An 18,024-nucleotide genomic window follows, 5' to 3' on the forward strand; every position below is an offset into this window, starting at 1 on the left:
TCGCAATGCTGCGCGACGGCACCTTCTATCAACCGAAATCCGCCCCTAACGCTTGACGAACCACATAGGGGCACCCCCCGCGGTCTCCTGCAGCAGAATCGCTGCCGCTGCCATATCGCGCTCGACGCAGAACCGGCTCAGAGCATCCGGTAGCTCCGGCGCAACGAAATTGAGTACGCCCGCGTCGGTTTCCTCGCTATACGTTATGACGGTGAACGCGTAGGTAAGCGGCAGGAAGCGCATCGCCAGCGCAAGCGCGTCGCGCGCGGTGGCGCTGGCGATCAACCCGTAGCCCCAAACGCCGTGTGCGGAGAAATGGTAACGCAGGCCGACCTCGAGCCCGAGACCGGGCGGCTGCCCGAGCGAGCGTAGCAGGTTGCCCGTCAACCGCAGTTCCTGTGCGGCAGTCACCTCGACATTCGGGTCGTCGAGTTGCGTGTCCGTCAGCCCCGTGCCGGCCAGCATCGCCGCACGGGACACGCCGCGTTCGTCGCCGAAGTCGACCAGCAGCCGGGCGCTGGCCGGACTTCGGGTGAAGTCCCAGAAGCTCATGCGGAGAAACCCTCAACGTGCCGATTTGGCCCAAATACTAAAACAATTGTCCCGAAGCAGCATTGGTGTTTTCCCATCGGGCCGGCACGATCGGCATCGTCCAGTCGTCGTCCGAACGACACCATCGCATCCTGAAGGAGACACCATGCACCCGAGTCGGCCGACCGACCTCACGGTCCGCTTCGAGCGCCTGCGCGAAGCGTTTGCCCGTGACCCCGCGCCGCTGCTCGCGACGCGGATATCGCGTCTCGATCGCCTGCGCACGCTGCTCTACGCGAACGAGCCCGCGATCGTGCATGCAATCGACGCCGATTTCGGCACACGGTCCGCGCACGAGACGCGGCTCGCTGAACTCTTCGTCGTCCGCAGCGGCATTCGCCATGCGCTAACACATCTAAAGCAATGGATGAGCGAACGCCGCGTGCCAACCGCGCCACACTTCCGTCCCGGCTACAACCGGCTCGCGCCGCAGCCGCTCGGCGTGGTTGGCGTGATGGCGCCGTGGAATTACCCGCTGCAGCTCGCGCTCGGCCCTGCAGTTGCGGCGCTCGCCGCCGGCAACCGCGTGCTGGTCAAGCCATCGGAACTGACGCCGCGGCTGTCGGCACTGCTCGACAAGCTCGTCGCCGACGCGTTCGACCCCGACGAACTTGGCATCGTGAGGGGCGATGTCGATACCGCGAAGGCATTCGCGGGCCTGCCGTTCGATCACCTGTTCTTCACGGGCTCGACCGCGGTCGGCCGCGACGTCGCGTTGACTGCGGCTGCGAACCTCACGCCCGTCACGCTCGAACTGGGCGGCAAATCGCCCGCAATCCTCGATCCGTCGTGCGACATCGCGCAGGCCGCCGCGCGCATCGCATTCGGCAAGCTGCTGAACGCGGGCCAGACCTGCGTCGCGCCCGACTACATGCTTGTGCCGGCTGGCACCGCGGAATCGGTCGCCGGACGGCTGTCGGACGCCATCGCGCGCCTCTACCCGACGCTTGCAGCCAATCCCGACTACACGGCGATCATCGACGCGCGGCACCGCAACCGGCTCGCGGCACTGATCGACGAGGCGCGCGACGGCGGCGCCCGCGTGCTCGAAGTCAACCCGGCCGGCGAGTGCTTCGACGCGGCATCGCGCAAATGTCCGCCGACCATCGTGATCGGCGCGCGCGACACGATGCGGCTGATGCGCGAGGAGATCTTCGGCCCAGTGCTGCCGATCGTCGAGTACGCGAGCGTTGACGACGCGATCGACTACGTCAGCTGCCGGCTGCGCCCGCTCGCGCTTTACTGGTTCGGTCGCGACGCTGTCCGCCGCGACCGCGTGCTGCGCGAAACAGTGTCAGGGGGCGTCACCATAAATGACTGCCTCTGGCACCTCGCGCAGGAACATCAGCCGTTCGGCGGCGTCGGCCCAAGTGGGACCGGCGCGTATCACGGCAAGTGGGGCTTCGACACGTTCAGTCACCACAAACCTGTGTTCCACCAGGCGCGCCGCAGCGGCACCGCGCTGTTCCATCCGCCGTACGGCAAGACCTTCGACCTGTTGCTGCGCGTGCTCACGCGCATCGCGTGATCCGCCGATTTTCCGGAGATGATTCCATGAGCAAGACTTTCGACTACATCATCGTGGGCGGCGGTTCGGGCGGGTGCGTCGTCGCGGGGCGCCTGACCGAAGACACGGCCATCACCGTCTGTGTGCTCGAGGCCGGCGGCCGCGGCGATGGCGCGGTCGTCAACGTGCCGACAGGCGCCGTCGCGATGCTGCCGACACGCATCAACAACTGGGCGTTCGACACGGTACCGCAGCCGGGGCTCGGGGGGCGCATCGGCTACCAGCCGCGCGGCAAGTCACTCGGAGGCTCGTCCGCGATCAACGCGATGGTCTACATCCGGGGCCATCGCATCGACTACGACGGCTGGGCTGAACTCGGCAACGAAGGCTGGGCATACGACGACGTGCTGCCGTACTTCCGCCTGAGCGAGCATAACGAGCGCTTCGACGACGCATGGCACGGCCGCGACGGACCGCTGTGGGTCAGCGACCTGCGCACCGGCAACCCTTTCCATGCGCGCTATCTCGAGGCGGCCCGGCAAAGCGGCCTGCCGCTGACCGACGATTTCAACGGCGCGCAGCAGGAAGGCATCGGCCTCTACCAGGTCACGCAGAAGCACGGCGAGCGCTGGAGCGCCGCGCGCGCGTACCTGCTGCCGCACATGGGTCGCCGCGACAACCTGACGGTCGAGACGCACGCGCAGGTGCTGCGCATCCTGTTCGAAGGCACACGTGCGACGGGCGTCGAGGTGCGGCAGCATGGCGAAGTCCGCACGTTGCGCGCCCGGCGCGAAGTCGTGCTCGCGGCCGGTGCGCTGCAGACGCCGCAGTTACTGATGCTGTCGGGCATCGGCCCGGCCCGTGAGCTTCAGCAATTCGGCATTCCCGTGCGCGCCGACCTGCCGGGCATCGGCCGCAACCTGCAGGATCATCCGGATTTCACCTTCGGCTACCGCACGAGCAGCGTGGACACAATGGGCGTGTCGGTGCGCGGCGGCTTGCGGATGTTGCGCGAACTGACGCGCTTTCGCCGCAAACGCCGCGGCATGCTGACGTCGAACTTCGCGGAAGGCGGCGGTTTTCTGAAGACGTGCGCCGGGCTCGACGCTCCCGACATCCAGTTGCATTTCGTCGTCGCGCTCGTCGACGATCACGCACGCCGGTTCCACCTGGGCCACGGGCTGTCGTGCCACGTGTGCCTGCTGCGGCCGCGCAGCCGAGGATCGGTCATGCTGCGCAGCGCCGATCCGCTCGACGCGCCGCGTATCGATCCGGCCTTCTTCGACGACCCGCGCGATCTCGACGATATGGTAGCCGCCTTCAGGCTCACACGCCGGCTCATGCAAGCCCCCGCGCTTGCGCAGTGGACGACACGCGATGTATTTACCAGGCACGTGAGCGCCGACGAGGAGATCCGCGAAGTGCTACGGCAACGCACCGACACCGTGTATCACCCGGTCGGCACGTGCCGGATGGGGCGCGACGCGCTGGCCGTGGTCGATCCTCAATTGCGCGTACGCGGGCTGGAAGGGTTACGCATCGTCGACGCGTCCGTGATGCCGACGCTGATCGGCGGCAACACCAACGCGCCTACGATCATGATCGCGGAGAAAGCGGTCGATCTAATACGCGGGGTCAGTCGCGTGGGTGCGCTGATTACCAATGCACGAACCACAGCCAATACCGAACTCCGCGCTGCCGACGCGCCCCACACCTGCTCGGAGGAGACCCGCCATGGAACCGCCTGAATCCGCCGTCATGAACGTCACCACTGAACCGCTGACCGCCATCGTCATAGGCGCGGGCTTCGCGGCATCGGCATGGGCATTGCCCTGCGGACAGTGCAGTTGTTGCTTTGTCACACCAAGCTCGACTATCTCCCGCACGGGACTATGTCCAGTCTTCACTGGGGAGCCACGTCCATTGTGGGCTCGACGCATCTCCGCTGGACATTGAAATTCTCTCTCCCCGGTCCTGTTGCCTGGATGGAGAAGACCGTGGACCTTTCTTCGAGGCGCCAGCACGCATCGTCGAACGCGCAACGAGTGAGCACGGCCCGGCGCTCGTCGGCTGGCCGATCCCGATGCAACATGAAGCCAGAGGTATCGTCACGGCCGTTCCTGATGAGCTTTTTGGTCACAAACTATGTCCCGCGACGCGGGCCGCAATGTGCCGTCAGACGGTCGGCCTCGTCCGGCACGGGACATTGTTCTGTTCGGGAGATAGTCGAGCCTATTGACTGCTGGCAATAGGGCCGAAAGCACAGTCCGGTACCTCGGCATCGAGGTAGATGACGCACTTGAAATGGCCGAACAGACCGAGGTGTAGGATGGTAGGTGCCGGTTAGCGAGGGGACGCTGACCGGCCAAGAACCGCCTTTTCAGTATGTCCATAGAGCGGCCATCCAGCTGACTGCTCCTCGGAGCTGCCTGCCAGCGACGCACAACAATTACGTCTCGTCCCATGACGAGAGATACGCAATCACGGCGCGCGACGCCTCGCGGCAAATTTCCGGGGACACCCGGCCTTCCGATGCATAGCCGTGCTTCATGCAGGCGAATGCGATTTCAAGTCCAATGGTTGTGGCATCGGGTGTTACCGGCAGCGTTGGCAGCGCCCCCATGCTCATGGCCTTCGCTCGAAATAGCGTGCCCAGCGTCGTGTTCTTCGCTTCATGTGCCGCGCGATCGCTGTCGGGGAACGCCCCGCGCAGCAGCAGGATGCTCGCGGCGGGATGGGCGTTGTAGTAGTCCGCTGCCAGCCCGATCGCGGCCTCGACCCACTCGCGCCAGTCACGTGCCGGCTTCTGTGCCGACGGCGCGAGCGCCTTCGTCAGTCCGTCCATGTGGCTGAGGGCGAGATGGGAGAACAAAGCGTACTTGTCCGGGAAGAACGGGTAGATCGCCGCCCGAGGTACACCGGTGACTTCAGCAAGAGCGGGTATGGACGTCTTTTCAGGCCCCACCTCCTCCAGCATGTGTTCAGCCGCCTCAAGCACCTTTGCTATGCGGGCCATGGAGCGCTCCTGGACAGGACGACGCGCGCCTTGCGGACGGATGCTTGCTTTTGAATCCGACATAAGTTAGATTTGTATCCGACATTTGTTTGATTCTATACCGGCGCCCTACGACGCGGGCCATGCTTCCTCATTGGAGACATCGAATGACGACGTACGCGCAACAAAAGAACTGGAGACAGATTCAGGACTTTCTTCCGGTCGAGTTTCGGTTGAAGCCGCCGCAGGAGCCGGCGGAGGAGTGGTGGCCATGGGGAGGGCATCGAATTCATCTCGATTGCTATCGGAATGCAGGCGCGCCGCTGAAGGTGATTCTGTTCCATGGTGTAGGGACGAACGGCCGGCAGATGTCGACGATTCTGGGCGCTCCGCTAGCCCGCGCAGGATTCGAAACCATTGCGATCGACATGCCCGAGTACGGCCTGACCGAGGTGGCGCGCGGGCGGCCTGTCCAATACGACGATTGGGTTCGGGCCGGCAGCGATCTGATCGACGCGGAACTGGCGAAGGACAGCCGGCCCATCGTTCTATACGGACTGAGCGCGGGCGGCATGGAGACGTATCACGTAGCGGCGAAGAACCGGAAAGTCCAGGGAATCGTAGGCATGACCTTTCTCGATCAACGCATCCAGCAGGTTCGCGACGAAACGGCGTACAACCTGTTCATGAGCCGTGTCGGTGGGCCGCTCGCGACGTTGACAGCGCGCACGCCGCTCGCCGGCCTGCGCATGCCGATGGCCGTGGCAAGCAAGATGCACACGCTGGTCAATGACCCGGACGCACTGAAGGCCTGCATGGCCGACAAAACTTCGGCGGGAAAGTGGGTGACCATGAGTTTTCTGGCGAGCTACACAGACTATCAACCCGCTCTCGAGCCGGAGGATTTCGACGTGTGCCCGATCCTGCTGACGCAGCCGCAGCAGGATCGTTGGACGCCCTTGCATCTTAGCCAGTTGTTCCTGCAGCGAGTCAAGCGTGTTCCCGTGAAGATCACGATGCTGGAGAATGCCGGGCACTACCCTTTGGAACAGCCGGGATTGAATCAGATGGTCGCCGCCGTCCACGATTTTTGCATCGAGGTGACGCGCCAGTACTCGTAACCATGCGCTCTGCCACCTCGCTCTGAGGGGCGTCCTTCGCGGACCGAGCCTGACTTCGCTGAAGCTATTCGGTAATCGTTGGATCGGCGCAGAGGCAATAGCGGCGCTCAAGGCCAACCCTCGTCTAACGAAACTGGGCGTCGATTGACTGCGCATCGATGGCAACGACTATGAGGAAGTGATTGCCGCCGGGTCGTTTCCTTCGGTGGGTTGCAATCATGCGCCGCAACCCACCCACGCGCTCTCATAACTCGCGCGCATTAGGCCGGCCCGTCAGCCCTGCGCAAGCGCTGCGATCTGATCGGCCGGCAATGCTCCGCGATAGATGCGAAACTCGTCAATCAGGCCGTTGAAGTACGGATCGGACGCGAACTGCGAACGCCCGACCCAGTTCTGCGCAGTCGGGCCGAGGCGCCAAGGCGCGAATGGCACATTGCTTAGACTGCCAACTGCCGTGCCGTTCACATAGAGCGTCACGACCGCCCCCGAGAGTGTGACAGCCACGTGCGCCCATTCCTGAGACGGCAACGGCGAAGTGCCCTGCAAGCTGTACTCGCCATAGTAGCCGTTGGTCGTGATCCCGAAGCGCACGTTGCTGGTCGACTTCGTCGCAAGAAACATGTAACGCCCAGTCCCAGCGCCAAAATCAAATACGCGCTGCGAGGCGGCGCCACCCTGCCAGTACACCCATGCTGCGATCGAGAAATCGGATACGTCGGCGAGGATGTTGTTCGGCAAACTTACGTAGCCGCTGGAACCATCGAGCGAAACCGCGTTGCCCGACTTGCCGGCTGCAAACGTAGCACCGCCGACAAGCGTGGCTCCATGACCGCTTCCACTCGAGTCGGCGGCGCTTGTGCCGCCCGTTTCGTCGAACGCCAGACGGGTATGCAACTGTACCGCCGTCACCACGACGACTTCGGAACTGTTGGCGCTCTCGCCCAACGGCGTCTGTGCCGACACCACGTAGTACCACGTACCGGACGCCGGACTATCAGTATAAGTCAGCGGATCAGTCACGCCGTTGGCGATCGTCGTGTATGGGCCACCGGCGGTGGCTGCACGCTTCACGTCGTAGCTCGTGCCGTTGGATACGCCCCACCACGAGAGACCGACCTGCCCTGCGCTTGGCCACGCGGTGAGACCGCTAGGCCCCGGGGCAGGCGTGCCCGGATCGCGTGTGTACGTCAGGGTGCCGTAACCGAGTTGGTCGAAGGGGCCACTTTCGTTGCCGGACGGGCCTCCCTCCGGCTGCAGTAACTGGGTCATCTGACCGGTCCATGGCGCCGCCAGCCCCTTTCGATTGACGTAGTGGTTGTACACGAGCGCCCAACACGGACGGATGCTGGGTTGTGCAGCGTTCGAGAAGGTCGCTTGCGGGCCGAGCGAGTTGACGTACTTCAAATACGGCATCGTATAGAACGTCGTGCCGTCCGGTTGATGGAGATTGGACTTCGCGACGTATTCCGCACCCGCAAGGAACCGATTGTTGTCGTATCCGTAGAGATCGACGCCCTGATTCCAAGCCATTTCGCAAATCATGCCGGCAAGCGCGATGCCGAGTGTGCTGTGTCCCTGGTCGCGCCCGCTCTCCTGCCACTGGCCTAGGTAGCCGGGATGCAGGTAATACACCGCTTGTCTGATTGCGCCGTTACCCGTCCCGAAAAGGAAATAGTTGACAGCCTGATCGAACATGGATCGATCATCGCAAAGCACGCCAATCGCCATGATCGATGCGATGTTGCAGAGATCCCAATTGGCCCAGTAATGGGTGATATCCGTACCATTGTGGTTATTTAAGAAACCCACGTTGATCGGATAGAAGACGTTGAGCATCATCGACTGGAATGCTGCGAGATCGGCTGCCGACAAACCGGGGGAGCTGCGCATGATCTCGCCTACGACGGCGAACTCGTATCCGTAAATGCCTGCGGCGAGGTCCGCATTGGTGTCTCCGGTAATCTGCTGCAGCATCGAAGACCAGGCATTCATGATCTGTACAGCCATGTCGGCATGCGCCGTATCGCCGGTGATCTTCCAGTACACCGCGTTCGCGTACGCTTCTGCAATGTTCTGCATAAGGTGGGGATAGCTCCCTCCTGTCGAGGTTCGCGTAATGATCGACTGCGCGAGGATCGTCTGCGTTGCATGCGAGTGGCCATTGGACACCAGCGCCTGCCAGCCCGCATACCAAGGTGAAGCCTGTGCGGAAACCTTTTGAATCATCCGGTCGAAATCGGCTTGGACGCTAGACAAACCAGGATGAATAAACGCGCTGCTGGTCGTCAATGGACTCTCGCCCGTTGCAGTTTGTGCCAACTGCACGGTGGCGTCCGCAGCTACCGCCGCGGTCGCACTCGTCGATCGGCTCACAACCGAACTTTCCTTTCCGCCATCTGCTCCGCACGCGGAAAGTGCGAGCGCCCCGAGGCTGTACAGGAACGTACGGCGCGAGAGTGTCGCGCTTGCATTGGGATGTGCTGCGCTTGATTGGTCTTTCAAGATTTTTGCCATTGAAGATCCTTATAGGCGTTGTTCGAAGGAATGTTTTGATACGAGCGCTAAAACCTTCGAAGGACGATGCGCGAGAATGCGTTCGCCCGCCTTAAGTAACGGCTAAAACATCTTGTTTCTTAGGGGAAAACTTGCCAGCTTATTAGTTTTTTCTCGTAAGAGACGGATTCAAAAAGACCCCATTGGGGGCTGTTAACCATTTCGACAAGCTGTTAACCTTGGTTGTCTGAACAACCGGAACCAAGGATGAGCGCGCCGATCGTTGACGATGAATTGTGGACACTGATCGAACCATTGCTGCCGGCGCCAAAACCTCGGCGCAAGAAATATCCAGGTCGGTTCCCGGTTTCGAACCGGGCCGCCCTGAACGGCATCCTGTTCGTACTCAAGACCGGAATCCGCTGGCGCGACCTGTCGACCAAATTGGGATTTGGCTCGGGGTCGACCTGTTGGCGGCGCTTACGCGACTGGCAGAACGCCGGCGTGTGGAAGCAATTGCACGAACTACTGCTGGCCAGGTTACGCGAAGCCGGCGAGCTCGATTTCTCTCGAGCTGCCGTCGATTCATCGTCGGTACGAGCCGTTGGGGCGGGCGAAAAACTGGTCCGAACCCCACGGATCGCGCGCGACCCGGTTCCAAGCACCACATTCTCGTAGATGCCAATGGCGTTCCCGTCAGCGCAATCCTGACCGCAGCGAACCGTAATGACGTCACCCAACTGCTGCCGCTCATTGACGCTATTCCACCCATTCGCGGCGTACGCGGTCGGCCGCTTCAAAAGCCGCAAGTCATCTATGCGGACCGTGGCTACGACTCCGAGCCGCATCGTCAGCGGCTGCGCGAGCGCGGCATCAAGCCGGTAATCGCCAGGCGCCGCACGGAACACGGCAGTGGTTTGGGCAAATTCCGTTGGGTTGTTGAACGTACGCATGCGTGGCTTCACAACTTCCGTCGTCTCCGTATCCGCTTCGATCGGCGCGCCGACATTCATGACGCGTTCCTCAGCCTCGGCTGCTCTCTGGTCTGCTGGAACATCTTCAAGCGCATAGAGATGTCTTTTTGAATCCGTCTCTAAGGAAAATCTTACGAGACACCACGTTAAATTTGATACCGTAGGAGACGGTCGCCGCAGTGTCCCAAGCGAGTGCTGTGGCGGGTATGTTGCCGGATGGAATCACGTGCCTCGACGGCTATCAATGACCGAATCCGAGGTACTCGGCCGCATCTTGACACTGCAGATGATCCATACTCGCAAGCGCACCGATTGACGTGAGGGTCTTCGCCAACTTCACTGGCGTTGCATGACGACCTTGGCTCATCTCGAAATGATAGCCAAGACAATTATTTAATCAAGCTATTTACGGGATGTTGTACTAGCATATCCTGGTTGAGGCCCCGGCCTATTTAAATCCGGCCTGCGCCGCCGTATTCGCGACCAGCTGGCGAAACCACTGGTTCGCGAAATCCATATCGCTATTCATATGCCAATACATGTGAAGCTGCACTGGCGGCAGCGAAAACGGTAGTGCGATCTGTACGAGGGACCCCGTCATGTCGATCTGATGAGCCAGTCTTGCCGGCATGGTGAGCAGACAATCTGACTGTTGAACGATGCTGCAGGCTGAATAATAGTTCTGGCAGCGCACCGAAATATTGCGTTGCAAGCCGAGATTCAATAAAGCGATGTCCTCAAGGACCGCTCCTTGGGAGCGCGTCGATACGGCGATATGGTTAGCCTTTAGGTAGTTCGCCATTGTTATGCCGCGTGCGCTGCGCGGATCCCTGCGAGCGAGGATACAAAAGGCGTCTTCCAACAGCGGCCGATGCCGTACCGGTTCGCTCATCGGCAATGCCACGTCGATAACCAAGTCCAGGTGGCCCGCCGCCAGTGTGGCCGCCATCCGCTTGCGGTCTGTCGGGCTGCTCGCCAGGGCGGCCAATGGCGCTTGCGCGCTCAGCGTACGCGTAAACGCCGGCAGCAGCAGCGGTTCAAGCGCGTCCGGCATGCCGAGCCGAAAGGTTTGCCGCGTCTCGACCGGATTGAATCGCCCCCATTGCTGAAGCAGTTGATGCAGCTTAGCCAGTTGCTCCAGCAAGCTCGGCGCCATCCTCAGACACGTTGCGGTCGGCTGCATGGAACGTCCATCTCGTACGAAGAGCTCGTCGTTCAGATGCTCTCGCAAACGACCGAGTGCATGGCTGACAGCGGAAGGCGTTAAAGCCAAGCTTTGAGCAGCGCGGCTCAAGTGTCGCTCCCGGTAGACGACCTCGAAGATCTTGAGCAGGTTAAGATCAAGCTGATGAATTTTCCTGTGCTTCATATTCACAGCCTTTAATCGCTAGATTGTCTTATCCGGGCCGATGAGGGCAGTGCCGGCTAATCAGACGGCAGTTCGAAGGTGAAGATAGACTGCTCGACGAGGCTGCTCAGGTACACGCTGCTGCCGTGTTGGCACACGCCCGTGACCATGCCGTACTCTGCATCGGTCCACTGACAATCGTGAACCACGCGGCCCTCGGCGTCAAACGCCATCGCCCATGTAATGCGTTTCGGGGCGGGCTGCAAGGCCGCCGGTAACCGCGCAGCTAGCTTGCGGATCGGCAAGGGCAGCTTATGCAGTCTGTCGACGGCCGGATTGCGCGGTGAAGCCAGCGCCACCCACACGAGTCCGTCCGCGCTCATCGAGCAATTGTCGGGAAAAGCGGGCAATTCCGCAAAGATCTCGCTGCGCCCCGCCTTGGGACCCTTCAGCCAAACGCGACGTAGGCGATAAGCGCCTGTCTCCGCCACCACGATCCACGAGGCGTCGTGCGCCAACGCCAGGCCATTGGCGAAAAATAGTTCGCCGAGTAGTTGCTCGATATGTCCGGCTGCGTGGCGGCGAAACAGACGACCGGTGGGGATATTCTCCACGATGTCTTTGCGCCACTCATGGACCGTGTAGCGATCGGTGGAGCTGCTGAAATAGATCGTACCGTCCTCAGCCGCTACCACGTTGCTGCAAAAAGGCAGCGGCCGGCCGGCATACTCCTGCACCAGGGTTTTCAAGGTCCCGGTGACCGGATCCAGTTCGAGCAGACCTTTTGGACTGTCGCATATGAGGATATGGCCATCAGGAAGCACCTCCAGCCCCAAGGGGCGCCCGCCGGTATTCGCCAAGGTTTGCACCTTCCCGCTTTGGGGGTCTACGCGGAGAATCCTGCCGTCGTTCACACCCACGATGAGATGGCCTTCGCGGTCTGTCACGACGTCCTCCGGCGCCTGGCCCGGAAGCGGGATGATGCGTGTCCTGAGCGCTGCTGCTTGCATGGTTCTCTTCCTTCCGATGGGATATCGATGCTCGTGCTTATTTGCGCGAAATCCAGGCTATTTGCATGACACCCGACACCGGGGCTTGCCCGGTTTCGTCTTCGATTTGCACCAACACTTCGATTTTTCCTTCGGCTTCCGTTCGCAGCGTTTCCCCGTGCTCCGGGTTGAGCGTCGCGATTGCGCGCACGGAGCCGCGAATAGGCTTGTGCAGCTCCATCTGGAGGCGCCTTAATAGTACTACCGCGTTCGACGGCAGATGCTGCGCCACCACTAGCCCGGCGGCATATTCAGCCGGCAACGTCATTGCGACCGCGTGGATACCTCGGATGTGATTGCGCACACGCGCGCGATTTGCCAGCGTCAACGTCACGCTGTAAGGGTCGATGCTCGCCGCCTTGACGCCGACGGTGCGATAAAAACGCGAGAAACGCCCGAATACGAAATTGAACAACGGCAGTTGGAGCGCCCGCGGCAGCCGACTCAACGTCGCAAGGACGGCGTTGATCTGATTCTGGGGACCATTCTTGAGAACCGTGATTGTCATGATCTCAACTCAGTTTGGCGACCCAACGCAGTGGCATCCGTCTCATCAGGAAGCCGAGCGGCGCCCAAGGCCACCAGGGAACGTAAGCAGTATCGGGCTCCTTTTCGATGGCGGCGGTCAGCAGCCGGCAACCCTTGACTGCATCGATGATGAACGGCGTCTTGCTGGGCGCCGTGTTCTCGTTCAACTCCGTGCGGATATAGCCCGGATAGATAGTACTGACTTTGATGGCACGATTGCGCAGCACGTCGGCACGAATGCCCTCAGCCATCGCGGCAACGCCAACCTTGCTGGCCGAGTATGCAGTCATACTTCCACGCAAGCCGCGCATCGCGCTCATGGACGAGACGATCACGAGATGTCCCGACCGCTGTTCCCGGAAGACCTCCATCGCAGCTTCGCTCTGCGCAAGAGCGGCGAGGAAGTTAGTTTCAACTGTTCGCTTGTTCTCGCTGAACTTACCCTTCCCGATCGGCGCACCTGAACCAATGCCGGCGTTAACGATGACTCGGTCCAAGGAACTCATATCGTTGTGAAACGCCCGGAAAACCTCGAACACCTGGTCATGGTCAGTGACATCGAGTGCTCGGACCCAGACCTTGATACCCGGTGCATCCGTTTCCAGTTCTCGCTTCAGTTCCTCCAGTCGATCGAGGCGTCGGGCACAGAGCGCAAGGTTGTAGTTGCGTTTTGCAAATTCCCGGGCCATGCCGGCGCCGAGGCCCGAACTGGCGCCCGTGATAAGAATGTTTCTACGCATGATGATTCGCCAATGATGTTGGTACCGGGACAACTCGGCAATCGCTCTTGTGCCGGAGAATAGACTAGCGGTAGGTCAAAAGGCCCGCTTGATCGCCTTCGAAATGCGTATGGTCATTGAGCACGGAAAGGTGGACGTTGTGCTTCCCCACGATCAGCTTCGTCATCCCGCAGTTCACCAAAGTCCAGCTCAACTCTGCGCATCGCGCATCCGTGAGGTCCAGTAGATCCTTGACGACAGCGGCGACGGGGCCACCCGAGGTAAACACCAAGGCATTCTCGCCAGTTTCCGAAATCCGATCCTGCAGTTTGCGCAGCGCACGGCCGCAACGGCCACGAAAAGCGGTCCAGGTCTCGTGGTAATCAATATCGTGCTCGCCGCTCATCCAGCGAGACGCGGCTCGTTTGAACATGCTCTGAAAAGCTCGATGGGGATCGGGCATACTCATCATGTCTCGCCGCAGCAGGTCCGGGTCTGCATAGTCTGGACGATAGGCGCTGATCACCTCCTGGTGATCGTACTCGTTCCAGTCAGGGTCGATTAGCCTCTGCACCGGCGCTCGCATGGAGCCAAGCACATGCTCGGAAGTTTGGTGATGCCGCCGCATGCCGCCGCATACCGCCAGTTCGACCTGAATACCAACCTGGGACAAGGCCTCCCCAAGCGTCTGGGATTGCTTGACGCCGCGCACGCTCAGCTGGTCGTAATCGGCCTCTCCGAAGCGAGCCTGACCATGGCGGATAAGATAAATTGCGGCCATGTCAGCTGCGCCCTTTCATCGCCCGTCGGCAACGCCAATGCAGGTAATGCACGATGATCCAGAAATTTTTGAAAGCCGGGTTGCGAGTCTGCTTGTGATGAAAGCGGTAATAGATCTGCTGAACGATCGCCGATAAGCGGAACAGCCCATACACTTCGTAGAACGCCCAGTTTTCAGGGGCAATGTTCATCTCGCCGCAGTAGTACTCCACTACCTCGCGCCGGGTCAGCATACCGGGCAGATGCGTGGGTTGCCGCCGCGTCGAGCGAGCCAGGAGATCGTCGTCTGCCTCGACCCAATAAGCCAACGTATTACCCAAGTCCATGAGGGGGTCGCCGAGGGTAGCCAACTCCCAGTCCAGCACGCCGATCACCCTCGTCGGATCGCTGGCGTCGAGCACCACGTTGTCGAACCGGAAATCATTGTGGGTGATGCAGATTCGCTCGCGCGACGGCAAGTTGGACAAGAGCCAATCCATGACTCTTTCGCCGCAAGGAACGTTCCACGTGAGCGCGTCGCGGTACCGCTTGCTCCAACCTTCGATTTGACGCCGCGTATATCCGGCGCCCGTGCCGATGGCCACCAGACCCGCTGCCTTGTGATCGACCTTATGCAGCGAAATCAAGGTATCCAATACGGCAAGGCACAATTGACGGACCTTGGACGCAGTGAGCTGCATCCCATGGGGCAAGTGCTTGCGCGGAATGATGCCGCTCAGGCGTTCCATGACATAAAATTCGCCGCCGATGACCGAGTCGTCGGCACAGTAAGCGCGCATTTCCGGCACGAACTGAAATGCCGGCTTCAACGCTTTCTGGAGACGATACTCGCGCCCCATGTCATGAGCAGATTTCGCTTTGGTGCCGGCGGGAGGACGCCTCAAGATGAGGTCATCGTTCTCGTACTTTAGGCGATACGTCCAGTTCGATGCTCCGCCGGAATATTGGGTAATTTCCGGCCGCCCTTGCAGATCGAGCAGTTGCTGCTTGAGCCACGCGTCGACCGCAACGGCATCCAGTTCTTCCCCAGCGCGCACCGCTCCTGGTTGATCCAATAACGCTACCGCACTCATACCGCAACCTCTTTTCGTTTTTGCATCCGTGCTTCGATTCTTGCAACCTGACGGCGAATTAGACTCAGATACCATGCGTAGGGCAAATAGCGCTTCATGCGCCAAGCTTTGCGGGAATCGGCGTGAGTCAGGATGTGGGTTTCGCCACGAGCCACGCCGTCGAAAATCTTCCCCGCGATTTCTTCGGGCCCAACGCGAGCCCGTTCCACCAGACGTTTGGTGAAACGCTCGGACTCGGCATCGCTCGCGCGCATATGCTTGGCTAAATCGGTACGGAAAAATGCCGGGCAAGCTACCGTGACCTGAATATTGTCGGCTGCCAACTCGAGCTGCAAGGTTTCCGACAATGCCACCACGGCCGCCTTGGTAGCGTTGTAGGCGGCCGCCTTAGGCAGATACAGCAAGCCGGCCATAGACGCGACGTTGACGATCTTTCCGCCCGCCTGCTCGCGCAGCATGGGTGTGAAGACCTTGCAACCACGTACCACGCCCAACAGGTTGATGTCCACCACCCACTGCCAATCGTCAAGGCTGATATCCGCTATCGGTCCCATTTGAGCCACGCCGGCGTTGTTGATGACGATGTCCACGCCACCCCAATTGGCACGCAACCACACCGCCGCGCACTCGATGTCGCCTTCCTGGCGTACGTCACACGGCACGTAGTGCGCCTTCACGCCCGTCTGTTGGAGATCCTTGATGATGGCGGCCCCGCGTTCAGCATCGATATCACCGATCAAGACGCTGGCTCCGGCACGCGCGTAGCAAAGCGCCAACTCACGGCCCAGCCCAGATGCTCCGCCGGTAATGAATACGCGTTGTGGTTTCATGCTAAATGTTCCGAATTAGAACTGATAGCCAATCGACAGAAAAGTGACGATCGGATCGATTTTCACCTTGCTGGTCGTCGTGACGATGCCAGGCGCGGCTCGAGTGGTAAGCGTTGCTTTGGTGGACAACCACATATACGAGATCGATGCGCCGATCGACCAATGCGAATCGAAGTTGTAGGTCAATCCGGCGTTGACCAACGGCGCGAACGAGCTGCTCAACGAAGTCGAAGTCGGCCCCTCGAGCAGAGTACCCAGCGTTGGCGAATAAAGAAGCTGACCGGTCGCGACTGGCTCGCTCAATTTCGTATTTCCGAACCGGACGTATGAAACACCGGCGCCGATATATGGGCGCAGCCGCGCTCCTGGCTCACCGAAGTGGTACTCAGCTTGTATTGCCGGACTATAGGCGCGCGTAGTACCGAGTTCGCCGACGGGCGCAAGCGGGCCCGTGCCGTAGAAATGTAGTTGGGGCGGAGCACCGAGAACCGTCTCGACGGCGACATGATCGGTGAAATAGTATCGCGCGGTGAGCGCAAAAGTATCAGCGTCTCCGATAGTCGCCCCGCTGCCCGCAATCGTACTCGACTGCCCAAGCGCGTTGACGGTCAAGGGTTGACTCGAGTCTTGCGGCGACAAATGTAACCAGCCGGCCCTGACTTCCCATGATCCAGCCGACTGCGCATGGGCAGTCGCTATCGTCGCGATCGAAAGAACTAGTGCCACGCTCGCCTGCTTCATATCGTCTCCAATTCTTTTAATATGCGTAATACCTCTACGAAACTGCTTCTCCTTCTCTTGTCTTGTACTTGGCCAATTCGCGGCGGGCAACCATAGCGCGATGCACTTCATCGGGCCCATCCGCCAAACGCAGTGCGCGCGCCATGAGGAATAGATTGCTCAAAGGGACATCGCGAGACAGGCCTGCGCCGCCGTGGATCTGGATGGCCTGATCGATTACGCTTTGCAGTACGTTGGGCGCCACCACCTTAATGGCGGAAATCTCGGTCATGGAGTTCTTAACCCCGTGATGATCGATTTTCCAGGCCGCGTATAAGGTCAGTAGACGAGCTTGATCGATCGCCATGCGAGCATCAGCGATCCGTTCCAAATTGCCGCCCAGCTTGATGAGCGGTTTTCCGAAGGCCTCGCGTCGACCGGCTCTGGAGATAGTCAGTTCCAGCGCGCGCTCCGCGGCGCCGATGGCGCGCATGGAATGGTGAATGCGCCCAGGACCCAATCGGCCCTGCGCGATCAAAAAACCCTTGCCGAGACCAACAATCACATTCGTCTTTGGCACGCGTACATTGCTGAACTCCACCTCGCCGTGGCCATACGGCGGGTCGTATTCGCCGAAGGTCGGCAACATGCGCGTGATGCGAACGCCCGGTGTATCGAGCGGTACGAGCACCATGCTATGTCGGCTGTGCTGATCTGTGTCGGCATTGGAAATACCCATGAAAATGGCCAGCTTGGCATTGGGATGTCCGATGCCGGTAGACCACCACTTCTTCCCGTTCAACACGAGCTCGTCGCCGTCTTCCCGAATCGTCGCTGCGATATTGGTGGCGTCCGAGGAGGCCACATCAGGTTCGGTCATACAGAATACGGAGCGAATTTCGCCGGCCAGCAAGGGCTTGAGCCACTGGTCTTTCTGTTCCACGCTACCGAAATGGTGCAGAACTTCCATGTTCCCCGTATCGGGCGCATTGCAATTAAAGACTTCGGCGGCAAATTCATAGCGTCCGGTCAATTCGGCCAGGGGCGCGTATTCCAGGGTGGTAAGGCCGCTCTCGGACGGCAGGAATAAATTCCATAGGCCGGCTTCACGCGCTTTCGCCTTGAGTTCCTCCATCATGGGGAGGACGCGCCATCGGGACCAGTCACCATCGCTATTCACGCGCTGGTTTTCTTCCCGGTAGGCCTCTTCGATGGGAGCGATGTGCGTGTCGATGAAGCTGCGCATCCGCTCCACATACTCTTCTGCCTTGGGGCTCAGTGAGAAATCCATTTCAA

Annotated in this window: 15 protein-coding genes and 2 pseudogenes; 5 read left to right on the forward strand and 12 right to left on the reverse strand. The window is 60.5% G+C overall.

The window, feature by feature from the left end; translation table 11 throughout:
• Positions 1-72: 72 nt before the first annotated feature.
• A pseudogene (locus tag EVC45_RS33280) lies at positions 73-552 on the reverse strand (AraC family transcriptional regulator ligand-binding domain-containing protein); the annotation flags it as partial.
• Between the two features lie 145 nt (positions 553-697).
• Between EVC45_RS33280 and EVC45_RS33285 the strand changes: the two are divergent.
• From EVC45_RS33285 to EVC45_RS47060, 3 genes and pseudogenes are all read left to right on the forward strand, one after another.
• Entirely contained in the window at positions 698-2,119 is a 1,422-nt protein-coding gene (locus tag EVC45_RS33285; RefSeq protein WP_129962414.1) for a coniferyl aldehyde dehydrogenase, read from the forward strand.
• A gap of 26 nt (positions 2,120-2,145) precedes the next feature.
• Positions 2,146-3,846, forward strand: a complete 1,701-nt coding sequence (locus tag EVC45_RS33290; RefSeq protein WP_129962415.1) for a GMC family oxidoreductase — start codon at positions 2,146-2,148, stop codon at positions 3,844-3,846.
• 505 nt (positions 3,847-4,351) lie between these two features.
• A pseudogene (locus EVC45_RS47060) lies at positions 4,352-4,426 on the forward strand (integrase); the annotation flags it as partial.
• 121 nt (positions 4,427-4,547) lie between these two features.
• Here the strand turns inward: EVC45_RS47060 and EVC45_RS33300 are convergent.
• Complete coding sequence (locus EVC45_RS33300; protein ID WP_211193514.1) at positions 4,548-5,114, reverse strand: TetR/AcrR family transcriptional regulator; 567 nt, start codon at positions 5,112-5,114, stop codon at positions 4,548-4,550.
• A gap of 146 nt (positions 5,115-5,260) precedes the next feature.
• On the opposite strand from EVC45_RS33300, the gene EVC45_RS33305 reads away from it, so the two are divergent.
• Complete coding sequence (locus EVC45_RS33305; RefSeq protein WP_129962418.1) at positions 5,261-6,214, forward strand: alpha/beta hydrolase; 954 nt, start codon at positions 5,261-5,263, stop codon at positions 6,212-6,214.
• A 273-nt stretch (positions 6,215-6,487) separates the two neighbouring features.
• Here EVC45_RS33305 and EVC45_RS33310 read toward each other — a convergent pair whose 3' ends face one another.
• Positions 6,488-8,728: a LamG-like jellyroll fold domain-containing protein gene (locus EVC45_RS33310; protein ID WP_129962419.1), complete on the reverse strand. Its 2,241-nt coding sequence runs from the start codon at positions 8,726-8,728 to the stop codon at positions 6,488-6,490.
• Positions 8,729-8,974: 246 nt separating this feature from the next.
• On the opposite strand from EVC45_RS33310, the gene EVC45_RS33315 reads away from it, so the two are divergent.
• Positions 8,975-9,792, forward strand: a protein-coding gene (locus EVC45_RS33315; protein WP_248295355.1) for an IS5 family transposase whose coding sequence is annotated in 2 segments (ribosomal slippage) — positions 8,975-9,323 and positions 9,323-9,792 — 819 coding nt in all. Because the reading frame shifts where the segments join, the coding sequence is not laid out codon by codon here.
• A gap of 337 nt (positions 9,793-10,129) precedes the next feature.
• On the opposite strand, the gene EVC45_RS33320 is transcribed toward EVC45_RS33315, so the two are convergent.
• From EVC45_RS33320 to EVC45_RS33360, 9 genes are all read right to left on the reverse strand, one after another.
• A complete protein-coding gene (locus EVC45_RS33320) occupies positions 10,130-11,050 on the reverse strand; it encodes a LysR family transcriptional regulator (protein WP_129962420.1) in 921 nt (306 codons plus the stop codon).
• Positions 11,051-11,106: 56 nt separating this feature from the next.
• A complete protein-coding gene (locus EVC45_RS33325) occupies positions 11,107-12,039 on the reverse strand; it encodes an SMP-30/gluconolactonase/LRE family protein (protein ID WP_129962421.1) in 933 nt (310 codons plus the stop codon).
• A 37-nt stretch (positions 12,040-12,076) separates the two neighbouring features.
• On the reverse strand, positions 12,077-12,586 hold the full coding sequence (locus tag EVC45_RS33330) for a DUF4442 domain-containing protein (protein WP_129962422.1): 510 nt from the start codon (positions 12,584-12,586) through the stop codon (positions 12,077-12,079).
• 4 nt (positions 12,587-12,590) lie between these two features.
• Positions 12,591-13,346: an SDR family oxidoreductase gene (locus EVC45_RS33335; RefSeq protein WP_129962423.1), complete on the reverse strand. Its 756-nt coding sequence runs from the start codon at positions 13,344-13,346 to the stop codon at positions 12,591-12,593.
• Positions 13,347-13,410: 64 nt separating this feature from the next.
• A complete protein-coding gene (locus EVC45_RS33340; RefSeq protein WP_129962424.1) occupies positions 13,411-14,106 on the reverse strand; it encodes a histidine phosphatase family protein in 696 nt (231 codons plus the stop codon).
• 1 nt (position 14,107) lies between these two features.
• Positions 14,108-15,178: a phosphotransferase family protein gene (locus EVC45_RS33345; protein WP_129962425.1), complete on the reverse strand. Its 1,071-nt coding sequence runs from the start codon at positions 15,176-15,178 to the stop codon at positions 14,108-14,110.
• Positions 15,175-16,008 (reverse strand): SDR family oxidoreductase, encoded by an 834-nt coding sequence (locus EVC45_RS33350; protein WP_129962426.1) that lies wholly within the window; start codon positions 16,006-16,008, stop codon positions 15,175-15,177. Before EVC45_RS33350 ends, EVC45_RS33345 begins: the two co-directional genes overlap by 4 nt.
• A gap of 15 nt (positions 16,009-16,023) precedes the next feature.
• Complete coding sequence (locus tag EVC45_RS33355) at positions 16,024-16,749, reverse strand: OmpW family protein (RefSeq protein WP_129962427.1); 726 nt, start codon at positions 16,747-16,749, stop codon at positions 16,024-16,026.
• Positions 16,750-16,783: 34 nt separating this feature from the next.
• The gene (locus EVC45_RS33360) at positions 16,784-18,019 is read right to left on the reverse strand and encodes an acyl-CoA dehydrogenase family protein (protein WP_129962428.1); all 1,236 of its coding nucleotides are present in this window, start codon (positions 18,017-18,019) and stop codon (positions 16,784-16,786) included.
• Positions 18,020-18,024 lie beyond the last annotated feature (5 nt).

Source organism: Paraburkholderia sp. UYCP14C (assembly GCF_004197395.1).
Classification (GTDB): domain Bacteria; phylum Pseudomonadota; class Gammaproteobacteria; order Burkholderiales; family Burkholderiaceae; genus Paraburkholderia.

Bases quoted from the DNA above. Each gene is read 5' to 3' on its own strand.
- EVC45_RS33355 (WP_129962427.1), bottom strand. From the start codon at position 16,749: ATGAAGCAGGCGAGCGTGGCACTAGTTCTTTCGATCGCGACGATAGCG.
- EVC45_RS33325 (WP_129962421.1), bottom strand. From the start codon at position 12,039: ATGCAAGCAGCAGCGCTCAGGACACGCATCATCCCGCTTCCGGGCCAG.
- EVC45_RS33305 (WP_129962418.1), top strand. From the start codon at position 5,261: ATGACGACGTACGCGCAACAAAAGAACTGGAGACAGATTCAGGACTTT.
- EVC45_RS33310 (WP_129962419.1), bottom strand. From the start codon at position 8,728: ATGGCAAAAATCTTGAAAGACCAATCAAGCGCAGCACATCCCAATGCA.
- EVC45_RS33340 (WP_129962424.1), bottom strand. From the start codon at position 14,106: ATGGCCGCAATTTATCTTATCCGCCATGGTCAGGCTCGCTTCGGAGAG.
- EVC45_RS33335 (WP_129962423.1), bottom strand. From the start codon at position 13,346: ATGCGTAGAAACATTCTTATCACGGGCGCCAGTTCGGGCCTCGGCGCC.
- EVC45_RS33320 (WP_129962420.1), bottom strand. From the start codon at position 11,050: ATGAAGCACAGGAAAATTCATCAGCTTGATCTTAACCTGCTCAAGATC.
- EVC45_RS33345 (WP_129962425.1), bottom strand. From the start codon at position 15,178: ATGAGTGCGGTAGCGTTATTGGATCAACCAGGAGCGGTGCGCGCTGGG.
- EVC45_RS33330 (WP_129962422.1), bottom strand. From the start codon at position 12,586: ATGACAATCACGGTTCTCAAGAATGGTCCCCAGAATCAGATCAACGCC.
- EVC45_RS33350 (WP_129962426.1), bottom strand. From the start codon at position 16,008: ATGAAACCACAACGCGTATTCATTACCGGCGGAGCATCTGGGCTGGGC.
- EVC45_RS33360 (WP_129962428.1), bottom strand. From the start codon at position 18,019: ATGGATTTCTCACTGAGCCCCAAGGCAGAAGAGTATGTGGAGCGGATG.
- EVC45_RS33290 (WP_129962415.1), top strand. From the start codon at position 2,146: ATGAGCAAGACTTTCGACTACATCATCGTGGGCGGCGGTTCGGGCGGG.
- EVC45_RS33300 (WP_211193514.1), bottom strand. From the start codon at position 5,114: ATGGCCCGCATAGCAAAGGTGCTTGAGGCGGCTGAACACATGCTGGAG.
- EVC45_RS33285 (WP_129962414.1), top strand. From the start codon at position 698: ATGCACCCGAGTCGGCCGACCGACCTCACGGTCCGCTTCGAGCGCCTG.